This window comes from Nocardia amamiensis NBRC 102102 (assembly GCF_001612745.1).
GTDB lineage: Bacteria > Actinomycetota > Actinomycetes > Mycobacteriales > Mycobacteriaceae > Nocardia > Nocardia amamiensis.
The window spans coordinates 22,924-39,725 of sequence record NZ_BDBA01000120.1 but is presented as its reverse complement, the minus strand read 5'-3'; the positions used below and the strand labels follow the sequence as shown (position 1 = coordinate 39,725).

Here is a 16,802-nt window from a genome sequence, read left to right as displayed (position 1 = left end):
CCGCGGGCGCTCGCGGCATCGCCCGGCGCGTCACCCGATGGTCGGAGATCTTCAGCCTCGCTCTCGCCGCTTTCTTCGCAGCGGGCGTGGTGATCATCCCGACGCTGTTCACAAGCGACCCGCAGGTCCTCGATCGCACCCACGTGGTGTGGTGGTTCTTCGTCGCCCTGATTCCGGTGGCAGGCATCGTCTTCGCCCTCGACGGCGTTCTCCTCGGCGCGGGCGACGCCGCCTACCTGCGCACCACCACGCTCACCGCGGCGCTGGCCGGTTTCCTGCCGGCCATCTGGCTGTCGCTGGCGTTCGACTGGGGCGTGGCCGGAATCTGGTCCGGCTTGGCAGCGTTCATGCTGTTGCGGCTGATCGCCGTCACGTGGCGGGCGCTGTCGGGCCGGTGGGCTCGTGTCGGCGCCGAGGTGCCGGTGTAAGCGAGCGAGTCGGAGGCAACTCGCGCGGTCGCGCGTCACGGCGCCGAGCCCCGGCGAGGCGTCGTCATGTGCGACACCCGGCTCGGCCGGTGCGTGCGAATCGGAACGGATGTGCCAAGGTAGGTGTGGTGATACCCAAGTTGATGGCGGTGAGCGACATTCACGTCGGGCACCAGGGGAATCGGCCGGTCGTCGAGCAGATCACGGCGGACTCGCCGGAGGACTGGCTCATCGTGGCCGGCGACGTGGGGGAGAAGACCGAGGACATCCGGTGGGCGTTGGAGCTGCTGCGTAGCCGGTTCGCCAAAGTGATCTGGGTGCCGGGCAACCACGAGCTGTGGACCACGGCCAAGGACCCGGTGCAGATGGCCGGGGTGGCACGCTACGACTACTTGGTTGCCATGTGCCGCGACCTGGACGTGCTGACGCCGGAAGACCCGTTCCCGGTATGGGAGGGCGCCGGCGCCGAGGAATACGGCGGACGGGTGACCTTGGCGCCGATGTTCCTGCTGTACGACTACTCGTTCCTGCCGCAGGGCGCCACCACGAAGGCGGAAGGCCTCGCCATCGCCAGGGAGCGCAACGTGGTGGCGACAGATGAGTTCCTGCTCTCGCCGGAGCCGTACCTGACCAGGGACGCGTGGTGCCATGCCCGTGTGCAGGTGACCAAACGCAAGCTCGACGCGCTCGCGCCGAGCACGCCGGTCGTCCTGATCAACCATTTCCCGCTGGTCCGGCAGCCGACCGACGTGCTGTTCTATCCGGAGTTCGCGCTGTGGTGCGGCACCGAACTGACCGCGGACTGGCACACCCGCTACAACGTGGTGTGCTCGGTCTACGGCCACCTGCACATCCCGCGTACCTCGCACTACGACGGTGTCCGGTTCGAGGAGGTCTCGCTCGGCTACCCGCGCGAATGGCAGCGCCGTGGCCTGCCCGATCGACTGCTGCGCCAGATCCTGCCCACCCCGCAGTACCCGCCGGGAACGCTGAACAAGTGGGGTGGCCACTTCCAGGTGACGCCGGAAATGGAAGCCGCTGCGGCGGAAATGCGTAGCAAAGCGCAACAGCGGCGGGGACTGGCGTAGTCCCCGATTGCGACGGGCGCGCACTTCGCCGCGGACGATCGAAGCCCCTCGCGGGCGGGACAGCACGAGCGATCTGGCTGGAAATAGCCCGCCTGCGGTTCTCATGGTGCGTTGTCGCCGACGCCGCGTGCCGCCGATGGAGCGCGTCGCTGTCGCCGTCGCCAGTGGCTGGGCGGCCCCGGTGCGGGAGCCGGTGGGATGGGCGGGCACATGGCGCTGCGCTACCGGCCCTTGCGGCTCGGCTAGGCTCGGCGGTGATGATCGAGAACATTCTGCCCGCCGGTGTGGCCTCTGCGGAGTTGCTGGCGTACCCGGAGGATCTGAAGCCGCATCCGGCGGAGGAGCATCTCATCGCCAAGTCGGTGGAGAAGCGGCGCCGGGATTTCATCGGCGCACGGCACTGCGCCCGGCTGGCGCTGGCGCAGCTCGGCGAGCCTCCGGTCGCGATCGGCAAGGGGGAGCGGGGCGCTCCGGTATGGCCGCGTGGAATCGTCGGCAGCCTCACCCACTGTGACGGCTACCAAGCCGCCGCGCTGGGCCACAAGCTGCGGTTCCGTTCCATCGGCATCGACGCCGAGCCGCATGCCACGCTGCCGGACGGCGTGCTGGACTCGGTCAGCCTGCCGCAGGAGCGCGAGTGGCTGAAGACCACCGACTCCGCGCTGCACCTGGACCGGCTGCTGTTCTGCGCCAAAGAAGCCACCTACAAAGCCTGGTTCCCGCTGACGGTGCGCTGGCTCGGCTTCGAGGACGCGCACATCACCTTCGAGATCGAGAACTGCACCGCCGATTCCGGGCACGGCAGTTTCCACACCGAGCTGCTGGTTCCGGGCCAGACCACCGACGGCGGCGCGCCGCTGCGCTCGTTCGACGGCCGATGGCTGATCGTCGACGGATACATCCTGACCGCGATCGTGCACGTCTGATGGACGCTCTCGGCGGGCTGCTCATCATCGACAAGGCGGGTGGTTGGACCAGCCACGACGTCGTCGCGAAATGCCGGAAGCTGCTGCGCACCAAGAAGATCGGGCACGCGGGCACACTGGACCCGATGGCCACCGGCGTACTGGTGCTCGGCGTGGAGCGCGCGACGAAACTGCTCGGCCTGCTCACCCTGACGACCAAGGCGTACACCGCTACCATCCGCCTCGGGCAGTCCACCACCACCGACGACGCCGAGGGCGAGGTCCTCGCTACCACCCCGGCCGGCCACCTCACCGACGCCGACATCGTCGCGCGTATCACCGAACTGACCGGTGACATCGACCAAGTCCCCGCCACGGTCAGCGCGATCAAAGTGGGCGGCGAACGCGCGTACGCGCGCCACCGTGCCGGCGAAGACGTGCAGCTGGCCGCCCGCCCGGTCACGGTGTCGCGCTTCGACGTGCTGTCCCGCCGCGACGCCGGTGATTTCGTGGACCTGGACGCGGTGGTCGAATGCTCCTCGGGCACCTACGTGCGGGCACTCGCCCGCGACCTGGGCGCCGCGCTCGGCGTCGGCGGTCACCTGACCGCGTTGCGCCGCACCAGCGTCGGCCCGTTCACCCTCGAACACGCCCGCACCCTGGACGAGCTGGCGGCCGCCGCGGAATCGGGCGCGCCATCGCTGAGCCTGGATATCGACGCCGCGATTCGAACCGCGTTCCCGCACCGGGACATCGACGAGAAGCAGGCCGACGACCTGCGCAACGGACGCTGGCTCGCCCCCGTCGGAATCCCCGGCGTCTGCGCCGCCATCGACCCCGCGGGCCGGGCCATCGCCCTGCTGCGGGAGTCCGGCAACCGCGCGTCCTCGGTGATGGTCGTCCGCCCGGCCAATCTCTGATCCCTCAGGCGCGACCAGCGTCGCGAAGCGGCAGGCTTCCGGGACCGGTGAACATTTCGCCGATCGTCCGGTAGGCGATGTTTCCCCACATTGTGATGGGCTTGTCTCTCGAGGAGCGCTTTATCGTCCTTGTATGGGCTGACGGTCTTCCGGAGGATGCCACCGAACCGGATCCGTGTATTCCCAATAGCTGCGATGCTCGCCGACCACGGATACGATCCGGCTCCGAGTCGGGCAACAAGGAGCGCAATGACTTTCGGCGGAGGACCTCGCCGAGACGAGCATCACCGTGGAAGTCGCCACCGGCACAAACCTCGGCATCGCCTGCGTGGCGCGGTAACGGAAGGGTTGAGTTCAATGATGCGAAGCGTTGCGGCAACCGTCGCAGTCCTTGCCGGCGGCGCGGCGCTGGTCACCGCCGCTGCCGGGGATGCACTCGGAGCCCATCCGGCATCTGTGATGGAAGGTCGCGGCCGGATAGTGGTGGGCTTGCCGGATTCCGACGATGCACGGTCGATCAGCGTAGAAGTGTGGATCGATGGCCAGAACAGGAGCTGTAGCGGCCACCCGTGCACCGTCGGCCAGGGCCACGCCTACTCGTTGGCCTACAACCTGCCCGCAGGGCCGCACCGCGTCGAGATCCGACAGCCCGGCCAGCCCAACCAACTCGACCAGGTCGTGCACGTGCAATCTCCCGACCGCCTGCTCGACACTCTGCAATGCTGGCACCTGCCCGTGCCACAGGATCCCACTCTCATCTGCTGACTCCTGCCCCGACCGGTCCGGAGCTTGTCGCCAGCGACCTCACCCAAGGTCATGCCGCCATTCATTGCACCCCTGCCTTATCCGCAGATACACGCAATGACGAGCATTGTCCGACTAACGGTTTCGAGGTCGACTCGGCGGCGTCCCCGGCCAGCGGTCGGGGTCACATGGCCATGCATGTGCTGGTGACGGTGCCACGCGGTGATGAGGAAGCCGGGGCGATCTGGCCGAGGGCGGCGTTGTCTTGCTGATCCGATCCGACCTGCTGATGCGGAAATTGGTTCAGCTCACCCAGCACTTGAGCAGCGAGATCATGAGGGGAGCAAGGGCGTCTGCCAAACACGGCGTCAGGCCCATCGCTCGTGGAGCCGAGGGCGTAGCCGAAGAACTTCGGAACGCTGATAAGGGGTTTCACCATGGGCTCGATACCGGCGACCCGCCATCCCCGCCTCCGCTGTCGGAATCCAGGTCCGTCCGCACCGCTGGATACGTTCTATAACGGAGCACGCCTGTGGCAAGTCGAGCAAGTATTTCCCCGGGCTTTTCGCGGAAGAGAAGCCACAGGCGAGGAAGGCTATATTCGGACAGCGTCGCACAGCAGCGCCGGAGACATCGTATACCTGACGGATGGCACTGACATCGCCGGCGTGTACGGAACGATAACGAGCTGGATCGATGTCCGTGACGGCACAATGCGGTTCCATCCCGCGGGCATGGTACTGGGTATCGACGCCAACCGAATCCGTGTGCATCCGATGGCCGCGGACGGGCACTCGGCAGCCAACTTCGTCGAAGGCGTCAGCGACCGAGTATTCACCACCCCGGGCCGCGTGGACACATCCAAGATCGTCAGCGTGAAATTTCAAACCTACGACAACATCATCGATAACCCTGACGTAACACTGGTCGCCGATGGATTCCCCGGCTTCGACGGCCTGAGACAAGAATCGCTGCGCGACCCCGCAATAGTCGCCGATCGGCTCTCCAACATCGCCGACTCCGTGCGCAGAAACTACCCAACGATCGATGTGAGCGTCGGCGCCAACCATCTCACCAGTGACGAAGCCGTTAGAACCTTCCTGGCAACATGAACGAAGACCTTCGCCGCGCCGATCAGAGATCGAGAGCGATGATCGGCCGCAGGGCTCCCAGAAGAGCGCCGAGTGATGTCTCGCGCATCTCGGCGCGGGTCAGCGTGCCGTTCTCCAGCCAGTCGACGGTGAGTACCCGGACGAAGGTCAACCAGCTCATCAGGATCGCGGAGACGGTCGCGCGCTGCCGCCCATGCAGTTCCAGCGCGTCGAGTACGCGTTCGCGCAGCTCGCCGAGTTCGCCCGTGATGATCGCCTGGATGGTGGGGTCGGCAGCGAGCACGCGGTTGGCGGCGAGCACGGTGTTGGCGTTGGACTCGAAGTAGTCGAAGTGGGTGTCCAGGCCTGCGGCCAGTTGGTCGGCCAGCGGGGCTCGGGCGTCGAAGGTCGTGGCGACCAGCAGTTGGTCGGACGCGAGTTGGTAGACGGCCGCGAACAAGTCGCGCTTGCTCGGGAAGTGCCGGTAGAGCAGCGCGCGGGATACGCCTGCCGCGGCGGCGACGTCCTCCATGAGCACGGCGTCGTAGGAGTGTTCGGCGAACAGCTTCGCGCCTGCGTCGAGTAGTACGCGGCGGCGCTCGTCGGGGGACAGGCGGCGGCGGGACGTCACCGCACAAGCTTAGTTGACGTCTGTCTACCAAGGTCGTACCGTCTTAGTAGGCAGACGTCTACTAAGACGATCGGTGCTCGACGAGACCCGCCGGGCGTCTTTTCGAACACGTGCTTCCGGGAGGGATGTATGTCCGCTGCACTGAAGTGGCTGTCCATGGCCATGGGTATTGCCTGCGTGGCGATCGGGTTCATGCACATCGCACTCGGCATCGACGGGATACCCGATATGGGTTCTTCCGGCGTGACCGCGGACAGTCAATCCCGGTTCTTCGGTGCGATCTTCATCGGATACGGCGTTGTCTGGATCTGGGCGGCGCGGCAATCGCCGATTCCGTCGGCCGCGATTCGCTGGCTGGCGGGAATCTTCCTGCTCGGCGCCGTCGCTCGTTTCGTCTCGGTCGCCGTGTACGGCTGGCCGCACTGGTTCCAGATCGTGCTGACCGCAATCGAAGTCGTATTGCCGCCGATCTGGTTCTGGCTCGCCGACGCCGACGAGAAGCGACTCGGGAAGCCGGCGCCGGGACGTATTGCCGCCATGAGTTGACCCGCGTAACAAGGGGATTCGGCAATCCGAGTCCGCGATGATGTCGCCTGAAATCCCCGCCGTTGCGCACCCGTGGTTCGAAGCGGGTCAATCCGCCTGAGGTGAGCCGATCGATGGGTTGTCAGCCGTAGCCTACAAGCCGGGCTCAGCCGCATCAGTGTGGTCACCGACCGTACGCGCCCTAGCGGATGGGCGTTGCCCACAGCGAATCGGAGCCGCGCCGCCCCAATGGAATCCGTACAGTGTGTGCGGTGGCCGTCGTACGCGGAGTCCGATGGCGGCCACGGGTAGGCAGTGGCGGCGAAGGTAGTGGGCGATGAGTGAACGACCGGTCGATACGTTCGGGTTGTGGGATCGGGACGGCGACGGACTCGTCTCGGTAGCGGACATCACGACGGGGATCCGGGCGCTCGGCTTGGATGTCGATGTGGAAGCGGTCGAGCGGATGGTCGCCGCCGCCGACACCAACGGCGACTTCCTGGTCTCGCGTGCGGAATTCGACGCCGCGCTGGTCGGCGGCCGCATCGAGGTGACCGACGCCGACGCCGCGTTCAAGGTCTTCGACATCAACGGCGACGGCCTCATCTCGGTCGAGGAACTCGAATCACTCATCCGCCACGTCGGCGCGGGCCGCATCGACGAACCGGCCGACGCCCTGCTGGCCGCGGCCGACCGCGATGGCGACGGCTACCTGTCGCTCCCGGAATTCCGCATGCTGCTCGATTTCCTCTCCCGCTAACGACGCCGCGCACCCGAAGACCCGCCTAAGGGCGCACAGAGGTAATCGCCGCATGCGTGGGCCGACCGGTGACCGGGCGCTGCGATCGGCGTCGGCGGTTGTCCAGACTTCCACGGATACTGTCGACCGCTGCATCGGCGCCAAGAGGCGAGGCATTGGCTAGCTGCCGATCTGGTGGCGGAGCCGTTGCACCGCGTCGTCCATGTGCTCGGCGAGGAGGGCGCGAGCTCGGTCGGGGGCGGCGGTGGCGATCGCCTCGCGCAGGTCGACGTGTTCGCGCGCCTGTTCGCGGAGGTCGGGGTAGGTGGTTTGCAAGGCGCCCAGGCACATTCGCGTCTCGATCAGCAAGGTGCGTGCGGCGCGGACCAGCCGCGGGCTGGCGGCGCTCTCCACCAGGGCCTCGTGGAAGGCCTGGTCGGCGTCGGACACTCCCACTGCGTCGCCGCGGTCGGCGCAAGCGACCATCTCCTCGACGCTGGGTCCGAGCGCCTCGTAGGCGATCGGGCGGCGGCCGTCCAGGATCAGCTCGAGCGCGCCGCCTTCCAGTGCCGTTCTGGCCCGGTAGATATCGATGACATCGTCGAGGCTCAGTTCGATGACGAAGATCCCGCGGTGGCGGATGCTGTGCAGCAGGCCCTCGGACACCAAGCGCTGCATCGCCTCGCGCACCGGCCCGCGGGAGACGGCGAACTGCGCGGCCAGATCCGCTTCGCCGAGCTGCGATCCCGGCGCGAGGGTGCCGCGCATGATCGCCTCGCGGAGCCGATCGGCGATCATCTCCGCGGTCGACTGCCGGTTCACCGGCTCGAAATCAACGACGGACATCGATCTGCCTTTCCGCGAACAAGGTGCCGAACCCGGAAACAACCGGATCGGCGCCGGCCAGCCGCAGGCCTGCCCAGATCGTGACCTGATTGGCCGTCAGCACCGGTTTGCCCAGCGTAGCTTCCAGGTCCGGCAGCACCGCCATGGTGTGCATGGCGGTGTCGGGAATCAGCAGGGCCTGTGCGTCCGGGTGGTCGTTGTCGACCGCCAGCCGCAACACCTGGACCGGAGTGAGCGTGCCGACCTCGGCGGCGGTGTCGATACCGGCGCTGGACATGGAGACGACGTCGATGCCTGCGTCGGCGAGAAACGCCACGAAAAGCCGGGCCACCTCGTCGGGATAGCTGGCCGCGACCGCGACCGAACGCAACCCGAGCGTGTGCACGGCATCGACGAAGGCGAGGCTGGTGCTGGTCGCGGGCACGCCCGCCACCTCGGCCAGTGCGCGCACCTGCTCGCGAGCGCCCGCGGGTCCGTATACGAAACTGCCGGAGGTGCACGCCCAGACGACCGCGTCAGGCCGGTGCCGGGCGAGCAGTGCCGCGCCGACGCGCAATTTCTCCGGGCTGCCCAAGTCGAGCAGTTCGGGGACGGCGTGCAGATCGGTGCCGTAGATGTGGGCTACCGGAAGGTGCGCGCCGAGGGCCGCGGCCGCGAGCGGGTAGTCGCCCTCGGCCGCGTGGTCGGGGTAGATGAAGCCGACGGTGGGTGCCTGCATGCGATGTTCTTTCCTTCAGAAAACGTTGAGTAGCCACTTGCCCGGGCCCATCATCGGCAGCTTCATCCGGCCGAGGCAGGCCCACATGGTGAGCTGGTTGGCGGTGAGCACGGGTTTGCCGAGCGCCTGTTCGAGCGGCTCGATGACGTCGTAGGTCGGCAGGTTGGTACAGCTGACGAAGACGGCCTGGGCGGCGGGATCGTCGGCGCCGGCGATGCGTTCGGCGATGGTGCGGTAGCTGACCTTCCAGATGCCGCCACCGAGCCCGAGGTGATCGGAGCGCACCACCGCGCATCCGGCCTCGGCGAGGAATTCGTGCAGCCGGTGCGTGAGGATCTCGTCGTATGGGGTGAGTACCGAGATGCGGGTGAGCTTCAGATGGCGGATCGCCTCCAGCAACGCGCCCGAGGTGGTCACCGCGTCCTGGGCCCCGGCCAGGCAGATGGTCTCGCGCAGCGACTTCTCGTAGGCCAGGCCCTTGATGAAGCTTCCCGACGTGCACAAGTAGGCCACCACCTCGGGCTCGACGTGCAAGACGTTGCGCGTGGCCGCGGTCAGATGGGCCGCATCGGACACCAGCTCGGCCATCTCCAGCGACACCGGCACCGGTTCATAGGGTGTGCGAGCCAGGTGCAGGCTGACCTCCAAGGGCGCCCAGCGCCACAGCTCCCGTTCCAGTGCGAGGTCGAACGGAGCGATGATCCCGATGCCCCGTTGCGCGACGGGGCCCTCGAGGTCGGGAAAGCTCAAATCCACTGCGGCCCCTCTCGCGCTCAGCCGGGACGACCTCCGAACACGATCGGATTGTTGACAATCATACGATGTGATCTTAGTGTGTCAATGTGGATCAGGGCCCCATTGTCACCGTCCTGCACAGTGACAGTGTGCCCGACATCGACGGCATGGCCCGGGTCGCAGACCGCGCCACGGTCCGGTACACGGAGGCCTCCGGCCTCGCAGGCGCCCTGCGCGGGGCAGAAGTGTTGTTCGTCTATGACTTTCGCACGCGCGCGCTGCCCGGTGCGTGGCATGCCGCAGACCGCCTGCGCTGGCTGCACATGGGGTCGACCGGCGTCGACCCGGCGATGTTTCCCGAATTGCAGGCGAGTGAGGTGATAGTGACCAATACCCGCGGCGTCTTCGACTCGGCGATCGCCGAATACGTACTCGGGCAGATTCTCGGCTTCGCCAAGGACTTGTCCGGCTCGCTGCTGTTGCAGCAGCGGCACGAGTGGCGGCATCGGGAGTCCGAACGCGTCGCGGGTGCGAGCGCGCTGATCGTTGGCACCGGCTCGATCGGACGCCACATCGCCCGCATACTGCGCGCGGTGGGGATGACGGTACGGGCGGTGGGCAGGCGGGAGCGTGCCGCGGACCCGGATTTCGACGTCGTCGCCACCGATCTGCACGCCGAACTGAGCCGGGCCGACTACGTCATTGCGATCGCCCCGCTGACCGAGCAGACCAGGAATATGTTCGACGCCAGCGCTTTCGCCGCGATGCGGCCGCACGCCAGGTTTGTGAACGTGGGCCGCGGGGAACTCGTTGTGACCGACGATCTCGTCGCCGCGTTGCGCACCGGATCGATCGCCGCAGCGGCGCTCGATGTGGTGAACCCCGAGCCGCTCCCGGCCGATCACCCCTTGTGGGAACTGCCGAATGTCCGGATCACCCCGCACAACTCCGGTGACGTCGTCGGATGGCGTACCGAGATCGTCAACACGTTCGCCGAGAACTTCGACAAATGGATCACCGGACGCCCGCTGGACAACGTGGTCGACAAAAGGCTGGGGTACGTGCCCGGCTGAAGGAGCCCATCCATGAGCTACCCCGACATGAACTCTCCCACCGATCCCACCGCGATGACGGCGGTCGAGCTGGTCTCCGCCTACGCGGCGGGCGCGTTGTCGCCGGTAGAGGCCACCGAGGCGATCCTGCGGGCGATCACCGATCGCGACGGCGCGCTGGGCGCATTCTGCCTCGTCGATCCCGATCGTGCCCTGGTGCAGGCGAAGGATTCCGAGGCGCGCTGGCAGTCCGGCCACGCCCGCGGACTGCTGGACGGTGTGCCGATCTCGATCAAGGACGTCTTCCTGACCGAGGGCTGGCCCACCCGGCGCGGATCCACCTCGATCGACCCGGCGGGGCCGTGGCCGGTGGACAGCCCGGTGGCGGCGCGGCTGCGCGAGGACGGCATGGTCCTCCTGGGTAAGACCACCACCCCGGAGATCGCGTGGAAGGCGGTCACCGACAGCCCGTTGACCGGCATCACCCGCAACCCGGCCGACCCGTCCACCACGGCGGGCGGGTCCTCCGGCGGCAGCGCCGCGGCTGTCGCGGCGGGCATGGGGCCGGTCTCGGTCGGCACCGATGGCGGTGGCAGCGTGCGCATTCCGGCGGCCTTCTGCGGCATCGTCGGGTTCAAGCCCACCTATGGCCGGATTCCGCTGTACCCGGCCAGCCCCTTCGGTCCGCTGGCGCACGCGGGCCCGATGACCCGCACCGTCGAGGACGCGGCGCTGCTGATGGACATCCTGTCGCTCCCTGATCCGCGCGACCCGACCGCGCTTGCTCCCACGCTCACCACGTTCCGCGCCGAAATGCAGCGTGATGTGCGCGGATTGCGCGTGGCGTACTCGCCGACGCTGGGCTACGCCGAGGTGGACGCCGACGTAGCCGCGGTCGTCGACGCGGCGGTGACCCGCCTCGCCGAGGCCGAACTGATCGTCAGTGCGGCGGATCCCGGTTTCGGCGATCCGCGCGAGGCCTTCGAACTGCTCTGGGCGGCGGGCGCTGCCACGATGCTGTCCGGCTTCCCGGAGGGGACCCGCGAGCGGGTCGACCCGGGACTGCGCGTGGTGTGGGAGCGCGGCGAAACCGTCAGCGCTGTCGACTATCTCGCCGCCCGCAACGTCGCGGCGCAGCTCGGCATCACCATGGGCGCGTTCCATACCGACTACGACGTCCTGATCACTCCGACCGTGCCGATTCCCGCGTTCGCGGCGGGCCACGACGTGCCGCCCGGCAGTGGGCTGCACAGCTGGCCGCAGTGGACGCCGTTCACGTATCCGTTCAATCTCACCCAGCAGCCCGCGATCAGCATCCCGGTAGGCAGCACACCCGCGGGTCTTCCGGTCGGGCTGCAGATCGTCGGTCCGCGTCACTCCGACGACCTGGTGCTGGCGGTGGCCCGCTTCGCCGAATTCGTGCTGGCCTCCTGAACGAACAGTGCCCCCGGTGCGTGCGCCGGGGGCACTGTGGTCATCCGGATGTCTCCGCCCGAGCAGCGCGGCCCCCGTGAGTGCGCCGGGGGCGCTGGCTCGTCGTGTCAGGGGCACGGTCTGACACCGGAACTCGACAGTTCGGGAGTGCTCACCGACCGGGGCTACCGGCACCGAGTCTGCCCTACAGACTGACCCGGTAGCTCCCATCAGGCGCGGGCAAAGGCGAGTGTTTCGCCCTGGACGCCGTGCAGCCACAAGGTGTTACACGCCGCGGCCATCTCGGCCAGGCCTTCCTCGATCGTGGCGAAGACGTTGCCGGGCACCCAGCCGAGATCGCCGTTGATCAGCAAATTGTTGCGGCCGTAGAACAGCGCGAGGTCGGTCGCGCCACGCTCGTGCTCGGCCGCGGAGCCGGGTTCGTAGCCGTAGGCCGGATTGCCGATCTCCCACGGTTCGAAATCGAACAGGCACACGTCGCCGGGGATCGGTGTGACGGTGGGGTTCTCCCGACGCGGGGCCGCGCCGATCCGCGGGAGCAAGGTGTACACCTCGTTGCGGGCGTACTTGGCGTGGAACGCGTCGCCTTCCTGCGGCAGCGCATTCCACACCGCCGCGCACGTGCGCGGCGCCGCTTCGTCGAGCAATCGGGCGCGGCAGGTCACCGCGGCCTTGGTGAGGGTGATGGCGATGTAGCGGGCCATTGCGGTCCTGCTTCCTGGTTTGTGCCCGCCGGGCGGGCACGGGTCGGTACAACGGCGGACTTGCCGGGCAGGCATAGGCGGTGCGGACACCTACCGGATCGCCGCAGAGGCGCGGCGCGTCGCCGGGCTACAGCTCGGCGAGGACCTCCGACCAGATGGCGAGCGCGTCCTCGATCTGAGCATCGGTCACGATCAACGGCGGAATCATCCGCACCACGTTCATCTGCGCGCCACAGGTCAGCAGCAGCAGTCCCTTGGCTATCGCGGCGCGCTGCGCGGCGGCAGCGGTGACGGGATCGGGTTCGCCGGTGGCCGTGGTGAATTCGGCGCCCGCCATCAGTCCGAGACCGCGCACGTCGCCGATCGCCTTGGTGGCGCAGTCGCGCAGACCGCGCAGCAGCTGCTCGCCTCGGACCGCCGCATTCTCCACCAGCCCTTCGGATTCGATGACGTCCAGCGTGGCGATCGCCGCGGCACACGCCACCGCGTTGCCGCCGTATGTGCCGCCCTGCGAGCCCGGCCATGCCCGCGCCATCAGCTCGCGCGGCGCTGCGATACCCGACAGCGGGAACCCGCTGGCCAGCCCTTTCGCGATGGTGATGACGTCCGGCCGCACACCGAAGTGCTGATGGCCGAAGAACTTTCCGGTGCGCCCGAAGCCGGTCTGGATCTCGTCGAACACCAGCAGGATGCCGTGCCGGTCCGCGCGTTCGCGCAGTCCGCGGAAGAACTCGGTGTTGCCGGGGATGTAACCGCCCTCGCCGAGCACGGGCTCCACCAGGAACGCGGCGGTATCGGCGGGGGAGGTGAGTGTGGTGAACAGGTAGTCGAGTTCGCGCAGCGCGAAGGCGGTGGCCTCCTGCTCGCTCCAGCCGTAGCGGAACGCGGTGGGGAAGGGTGCGACGTGCACGCCCGGCATGAGCGGGCTGAATCCGGCGGAGAACCGGGTGCCGGACGTCGTCATCGTGGCGGCGGCGACGGTGCGGCCGTGGAAACCCCCGTGGAAGACGATGACGTTCGGCCGCCCGGTCGCCTGGCGCACCAGCCGCAGCGCCGCCTCGACCGCCTCGCTACCGGAATTGGCGAAGAACAGCGCGTCCAAGCCCGCCGGCAGCACCGCGCCGAGGCGATCGGTGAGTTCCAGCAGCGGCCGGTGCAGGACAGTCGTGTACTGGCCGTGGATCAGCGAGGCGACCTGCGCCTGCGCCGCCGCGACCACGTGCGGGTGGCAGTGGCCGGTGCTGGTCACGCCGATGCCTGCGGTGAAGTCCAGGTAGCGGCGTCCGTCGGTGCCGTAGAGATAGCACCCCGACCCGTGGTCGACGGTCACCGGAGTGGCCTGTTTCAGGACGGGCGATAGCTCGGTCATGGTGATTCGCCTCCCGGAGCGGGTGGGATGAGTGGCGTGAGTGCATATTGTCGGATTGTCGACAATATGCATAACATGGCCGCACGGGTCGCAGCAATGGCCGAACGCTGCGTGGTCGAGAGGAGCCACCGACGATGCTCACCGAAAGCCCCTTCAGCACAGCCGAACGAGCCGCGATCGACACGGTGCCGCGCGGCCTGTTCATCGACGGCGAGTGGCGTGAGACCGCCGGATCGCTACCAGTCCTCGATCCCGCGACCGGCGAACTGCTCTGCTCGGTCGCCGACGCGAACCCCGCCGACGGCCTCGCGGCGTTGGATTCGGCATCCGCGGCGCAACCGGAGTGGGCGCGTACCGCACCACGAGAACGCAGCGACCTGCTCATGCGCGTCCACCGCGCGTTGCTCGCCGACACCGAGCGGCTCGGGCTGATCGCGACGCTGGAGATGGGCAAACCGCTGGCCGAGGCGCGCGGCGAGATCGCTTATGCCGCGGAGTTCTTCCGTTGGTTCGCCGAGGAGGCCGTGCGCGTGGACGGTGGGTACATGTCCGCGCCGACCGGCGGGTCCCGCTTCCTGGTGACCAGGCAGCCGGTCGGCCCCAGCCTGCTCATCACGCCGTGGAACTTCCCGATGGCCATGGGTGCGCGCAAGATCGCTCCGGCCCTCGCCGCCGGCTGCACCTGCGTGGTGAAACCCGCTGAGCAGACACCGCTTTCGATGCTGGCGCTGACCGAGATCATGGCCGCGGCCGGGCTGCCCGCCGGGGTGGTCAACGTGATCACCACCGCCGACCCCGCCGCGGTGATGACGCCGCTGATTCGCGACGAGCGCTCCCGCAAGCTGTCCTTCACGGGGTCGACCGCGGTCGGCAAACAGCTGCTCGCGCAGTGCGCTCAGACGGTGATGCGCACCTCGATGGAACTCGGCGGCAACGCCCCGCTGCTGGTATTCGACGACGCCGATCTGGACGAGGCGGTCGAGGGGGCGCTCGCGGCGAAGATGCGCAATATCGGCCAGGCCTGCACCGCCGCCAACCGCATTCTGGTCCAGCGCGGCGTCGCGGACGTCTTCGCACGCAGGCTCGCCGATCGGATGACGGCGCTGCCGATGGGTCGCGGGACCGAGCCGAACGTGGTGGTCGGCCCGCTGATCGATGCCGACGCCGTGGCAAAGGTGCAGCGCTTGGTCGACGACGCCCGTGCTCGCGGCGCAACGGTGCTCATCGGCGGGACGGCGCTGGACGGTCCTGGCACCTTCTACCCCGCGACCGTGCTGGTCGACGTCCCCGACGACGCCGAACTGTGCCGGACCGAGATTTTCGGCCCGGTCGCCGCGATCGGCGTGTTCGACACCGAGGAAGAAGCCGTCGGCCGGGCCAACGACACGCCGTACGGGCTGGTGAGCTATGTGTTCACCGAGAACCTGCGGCGCGGGCTGCGGGTATGTGAGGCGCTGGAGACCGGCATGGTGGGACTCAACCAGGGCGTGGTGTCGAATCCGGCCGCGCCGTTCGGCGGCGTCAAAGAATCCGGGCTCGGCCGCGAGGGCGGGCAGACCGGAATCGATGAGTTCCTGGAGACCAAGTACATCGGCGTGAAGTTGTGAGTCGGCGTGCCGAGCTGTGTCGCGGGCGCTCACGTCGATGACCATGGATACTCCGGAACCACAGCTCGACCGGGATTCGAGGACGCCGGATGTCAAGTGCGGGGAAGCAAAGAAAGAGGAATCACGGGTGAGCGGATATCGGATCGCGACCATCCCAGGCGATGGCATCGGCGTCGACGTGACCGCGGAGGCGGTACGAGTGCTCGACGCGGTGCTGCCGGGTATCGAATGGACCGAATTCGACTGGTCCTGCGAGCAATACCTGCGCACCGGCGCGATGATGCCCGCCGACGGCCCGGACCGGCTCGCCCGATTCGACGCGATCCTGCTCGGCGCGGTCGGCTTTCCCGGTGTGCCCGATCATATTTCGCTGTGGGGTCTGCTCATCCCGCTGCGCCGGGCCTTCGGTCAGTACGTCAATCTCCGGCCGGTGCGCCTGCTGCCGGGCACGCAGTCGGCGCTGCGCGGCCGGACCGCTGACGACCTGGACATTCTGATCGTGCGAGAGAATTCGGAGGGTGAGTACTCCGAGATCGGTGGCATGCACAATCCCGGCCGGTCCGACGAATTCGTGCTGCAGGAGTCGGTGTTCACCCGTGTCGGTTGCGAACGGATCATTCGCTACGCCTTCGAACGAGCCGCCGAACGCGGCGGGCGCCTGTGCTCGGCCACGAAATCGAACGGGCTCATCCACTCGATGCCCTACTGGGACAGCGTGTTCGAGCGCATCGCTGTGGAGTACCCGCAGGTGACGACCCGCCAGATGCACGTCGACGCGCTGGCCGCCGAACTGGTGCTGCACCCGGACCGGCTCGACGTGATCGTCGGCTCGAATCTGTTCGGCGACATCCTCTCCGACCTCGCCGCCGCCGTCACCGGCGGGCTCGGCCTCGCGCCCTCGGGAAATATCAACCCCGAGCGCACCGCCCCGTCGATGTTCGAGGCCGTACACGGCAGCGCCCCCGACATCGCGGGTCAGGGCATAGCGAACCCGGTCGCCCAGATTCTCGCGGGCGCGATGCTGCTCGATCATCTCGGCGAGTCGGCCGCGGCCGCCGCGATCGACCGAGCGGTCTGCGACGTGCTCGCCTCGGGTGAGGTCCGCACCCCGGACCTCGGCGGAACCGCCACCACCACCGACCTCGGCAGCGCCATCGCCATCCGCGCCGCCGAGTTGATCCGCCGACCCACCACTGCCGCACGCGGCTGACGGCTTCTCCAAGGGAAGTGCCGGTCGGCACCGGTTTGTCCGCGAGGCTTCATCGT

At 68.0% G+C, this 16,802-nt stretch carries 17 protein-coding genes and 1 pseudogene; 12 read left to right on the top strand and 6 right to left on the bottom strand.

Going from position 1 to position 16,802, the window contains the following annotated elements; all coding sequences use genetic code 11:
• The 6 genes and pseudogenes from NA4_RS41500 to NA4_RS40610 all read left to right on the top strand — a co-directional run.
• Window positions 1–428, top strand: a pseudogene (locus tag NA4_RS41500) (MATE family efflux transporter); the annotation flags it as partial.
• Window positions 429–556: 128 nt separating this feature from the next.
• A complete protein-coding gene (locus NA4_RS22375) occupies window positions 557–1,516 on the top strand; it encodes a metallophosphoesterase family protein (RefSeq protein ID WP_157129217.1) in 960 nt (319 codons plus the stop codon).
• Window positions 1,517–1,773: 257 nt separating this feature from the next.
• A complete protein-coding gene (gene npt / locus NA4_RS22370; protein ID WP_067473289.1) occupies window positions 1,774–2,442 on the top strand; it encodes a 4'-phosphopantetheinyl transferase Npt in 669 nt (222 codons plus the stop codon).
• Complete coding sequence (truB, locus tag NA4_RS22365) at window positions 2,442–3,341, top strand: tRNA pseudouridine(55) synthase TruB (protein ID WP_067473286.1); 900 nt, start codon at window positions 2,442–2,444, stop codon at window positions 3,339–3,341. Before npt ends, truB begins: the two co-directional genes overlap by 1 nt.
• Window positions 3,342–3,698: 357 nt before the next feature.
• Window positions 3,699–4,106, top strand: a complete 408-nt coding sequence (locus tag NA4_RS22360) for a hypothetical protein (protein WP_067473283.1) — start codon at window positions 3,699–3,701, stop codon at window positions 4,104–4,106.
• Between the two features lie 416 nt (window positions 4,107–4,522).
• Window positions 4,523–5,197: a hypothetical protein gene (locus tag NA4_RS40610; RefSeq protein WP_157129216.1), complete on the top strand. Its 675-nt coding sequence runs from the start codon at window positions 4,523–4,525 to the stop codon at window positions 5,195–5,197.
• A gap of 22 nt (window positions 5,198–5,219) precedes the next feature.
• Here the strand turns inward: NA4_RS40610 and NA4_RS22350 are convergent, their stop codons facing one another.
• Window positions 5,220–5,807 (bottom strand): TetR/AcrR family transcriptional regulator, encoded by a 588-nt coding sequence (locus NA4_RS22350; protein WP_067473277.1) that lies wholly within the window; start codon window positions 5,805–5,807, stop codon window positions 5,220–5,222.
• A 129-nt stretch (window positions 5,808–5,936) separates the two neighbouring features.
• On the opposite strand from NA4_RS22350, the gene NA4_RS22345 reads away from it, so the two are divergent.
• Together NA4_RS22345 and NA4_RS39305 are read left to right on the top strand one after the other, a co-directional pair.
• On the top strand, window positions 5,937–6,353 hold the full coding sequence (locus tag NA4_RS22345) for a DUF4345 domain-containing protein (RefSeq protein ID WP_067473274.1): 417 nt from the start codon (window positions 5,937–5,939) through the stop codon (window positions 6,351–6,353).
• 316 nt (window positions 6,354–6,669) lie between these two features.
• A complete protein-coding gene (locus NA4_RS39305; protein ID WP_084497341.1) occupies window positions 6,670–7,092 on the top strand; it encodes an EF-hand domain-containing protein in 423 nt (140 codons plus the stop codon).
• A 159-nt stretch (window positions 7,093–7,251) separates the two neighbouring features.
• Here NA4_RS39305 and NA4_RS22335 read toward each other — a convergent pair whose 3' ends face one another.
• The 3 genes from NA4_RS22335 to NA4_RS22325 are packed head-to-tail and all read right to left on the bottom strand — an operon-like array spanning window position 7,252 to window position 9,391.
• Entirely contained in the window at window positions 7,252–7,917 is a 666-nt protein-coding gene (locus NA4_RS22335; RefSeq protein ID WP_067473271.1) for a GntR family transcriptional regulator, read from the bottom strand.
• Window positions 7,904–8,635, bottom strand: coding sequence for a maleate cis-trans isomerase family protein (locus tag NA4_RS22330; protein ID WP_067473268.1), 732 nt, complete (start codon window positions 8,633–8,635; stop codon window positions 7,904–7,906). Before NA4_RS22330 ends, NA4_RS22335 begins: the two co-directional genes overlap by 14 nt.
• Window positions 8,636–8,650: 15 nt before the next feature.
• Window positions 8,651–9,391: a maleate cis-trans isomerase family protein gene (locus NA4_RS22325; RefSeq protein ID WP_067473265.1), complete on the bottom strand. Its 741-nt coding sequence runs from the start codon at window positions 9,389–9,391 to the stop codon at window positions 8,651–8,653.
• An 86-nt stretch (window positions 9,392–9,477) separates the two neighbouring features.
• On the opposite strand from NA4_RS22325, the gene NA4_RS22320 reads away from it, so the two are divergent.
• A complete protein-coding gene (locus NA4_RS22320; protein WP_067473262.1) occupies window positions 9,478–10,443 on the top strand; it encodes a D-2-hydroxyacid dehydrogenase in 966 nt (321 codons plus the stop codon).
• 27 nt (window positions 10,444–10,470) lie between these two features.
• Window positions 10,471–11,856 carry an amidase gene (locus tag NA4_RS22315; RefSeq protein WP_169811091.1) on the top strand — a complete coding sequence of 462 codons (1,386 nt, stop codon included), beginning with the start codon at window positions 10,471–10,473 and terminating at the stop codon, window positions 11,854–11,856.
• Between the two features lie 209 nt (window positions 11,857–12,065).
• Here the strand turns inward: NA4_RS22315 and NA4_RS22310 are convergent, their stop codons facing one another.
• Together NA4_RS22310 and NA4_RS22305 are read right to left on the bottom strand one after the other, a co-directional pair.
• Window positions 12,066–12,560: a DUF3830 family protein gene (locus tag NA4_RS22310; protein WP_067473259.1), complete on the bottom strand. Its 495-nt coding sequence runs from the start codon at window positions 12,558–12,560 to the stop codon at window positions 12,066–12,068.
• A 127-nt stretch (window positions 12,561–12,687) separates the two neighbouring features.
• Window positions 12,688–13,929 carry an aspartate aminotransferase family protein gene (locus NA4_RS22305; protein WP_067473256.1) on the bottom strand — a complete coding sequence of 414 codons (1,242 nt, stop codon included), beginning with the start codon at window positions 13,927–13,929 and terminating at the stop codon, window positions 12,688–12,690.
• 134 nt (window positions 13,930–14,063) lie between these two features.
• Here NA4_RS22305 and NA4_RS22300 point away from each other — a divergent pair, with 134 nt between their 5' ends.
• Window positions 14,064–15,536, top strand: coding sequence for an NAD-dependent succinate-semialdehyde dehydrogenase (locus NA4_RS22300; RefSeq protein ID WP_067473253.1), 1,473 nt, complete (start codon window positions 14,064–14,066; stop codon window positions 15,534–15,536).
• Between the two features lie 127 nt (window positions 15,537–15,663).
• The gene (locus tag NA4_RS22295; RefSeq protein WP_067473314.1) at window positions 15,664–16,746 is read left to right on the top strand and encodes a tartrate dehydrogenase; all 1,083 of its coding nucleotides are present in this window, start codon (window positions 15,664–15,666) and stop codon (window positions 16,744–16,746) included.
• Window positions 16,747–16,802 lie beyond the last annotated feature (56 nt).